1 protein-coding gene is annotated in these 1,725 nt (G+C 32.8%); it reads left to right on the top strand.

The annotated features are described in order from the left end of the window. Positions 1-689 precede the first annotated feature (689 nt). Entirely contained in the window at positions 690-1,589 is a 900-nt protein-coding gene (locus tag C9J42_RS21215) for a hypothetical protein (RefSeq protein ID WP_107302303.1), read from the top strand. Positions 1,590-1,725: the final 136 nt, after the last annotated feature.

The raw sequence follows: 1,725 nt of genomic DNA, 5'->3' as shown, positions 1-1,725 counted from the left end.
AAAGCCATTATCCTTATTATTTAACGTCGGTTATCTGGGTCGAAATATCCCCGTTAATTGCATGACATGTTGGCAGCAGGGGCAAAAGGGTTGGGCTTTTATACGTACCGTTTTATTCGGTGAGGGCAACGTTAGTTGCCCGGCTAACATGAACATAAATTGGATTGCTTGAAGCTGTGTCTTATCATTACCACAAGCCGCAATAATGCCTAAACATGGAGATGAAACCTGGCTTTGTCTCCATCTCTCTTATCTCCATTCTCTTTCTTTTAGTACTCGTGTTATTCCTATATCAATTTAGGCGAGATATTTTTGATTTCTGCTAATGAATAAACCTGTTTATTTGTCCAGTTATAATGCAAATCGTAAATTTTGATGCTTAGACTTCGTTTTAAATAAGAAAAAATGCTTAATTATCTCAGCTTCTATTTATAAGATATTGATATATATGGTGTAACATTCATGGTTGTGTTTTTAATTCGACGGGTTAAAAACAGTTCTTACTTTTATCACAGTAAAATATAGGTTGGATGTGATTTTTTGCGACTAACACTATGAAAATAAGTGCTTTTATTTAGTAAGATGTTGAATATTTACAGTATTAATAAAGCGTAAAAGTAAGAATGCTTATTAATATACTGTTAAATGGCTTCAAGGTTTCAGTTTTTGAATAGGGATTATTGTAAACAATGGATATATCACCATCTTTAATCAAAACCAAGATTATCTACATTCCGATAACCTATCTATTCATTACCACGATTTTCATGTCCATTTTTCTAAAATGGTTATTGGAATATAACTTAGAAATATTTAATAAAAGTGAGCTATACCAATTTTTAAATCCTTTGATAGTCTCTATCATTCTTTGTTTTTTGGTGATGAGAAAGCGATTAGATATTCTTATTTATAAATATCGAATAAACAGCTTCGTTATAACTTTGCTTACTGCATTTTACCTATCTATAGCCATTGAAAACTCCCAGAAAATTCTTCCATATCTTCACTATGAAATCCAAAAAATTGAAGACTTTTCCGATTTGTCGAATATTGATTCAAAAGGCTATCTAAAAGTACAGGATTTCAACGCTATCAAAAGTAAGATGCTATCAAAAGTTAGTTTTAGAACACGAATCACTAAAAGCGGAGAGGTGATTTCAATTTATAGGCATATATCGATCCCTTTAAATAAACAGTTTACTGTTTGGGCTGTATTTCCTTTTAGTAAAGATATAAGCAAAGATGTTGCGATTGAAGATAAGAAGTGGGCCCTTCATGAATTAAAAAAACAGTCGAGTAAAGTTGTTAATGGCTATGACTTTTCTAATGTTGAATACTTCGAAGTCGTTCCTGACTCTGATTACAGAGATCAGTATATCTTATCGATTCATGAAAAGTACCCTAGATTAAATGGTAAAAAATTAACGATTTTATCTTCAGAAAATAGGGGGCTAGATCATAACCTTTACATTGATCTAGGGTTTTTCTTGATTTTTATGGTCTTTGGCGCAATGTGCATATTTGTTTTAGTAGAATTTCAGGGGCTTGATCCTGCAAAGGTACGAACCTATTATAGCAGTGAAAAATAGCCAGCCATTTAACAAATAAGGATATGTGTCGCGAAGCCGACACCTATCCGAAGTGTTGGACAAGCCCAAGCTACCTTATTATAAGTAAATATTGGAAATATCATGAAGGGGAATGCCAAAAAGAAGTCGAGCGTTA

Source organism: Photobacterium sp. GB-56, from assembly GCF_003026105.1.
Lineage (GTDB): Bacteria > Pseudomonadota > Gammaproteobacteria > Enterobacterales > Vibrionaceae > Photobacterium.
The sequence above is the reverse complement of the archived record's forward strand: the minus strand, read 5'-3'. Positions and strand labels throughout refer to the sequence as shown.

Bases quoted from the DNA above. Each gene is read 5' to 3' on its own strand.
- C9J42_RS21215 (WP_107302303.1), top strand. From the start codon at position 690: ATGGATATATCACCATCTTTAATCAAAACCAAGATTATCTACATTCCG.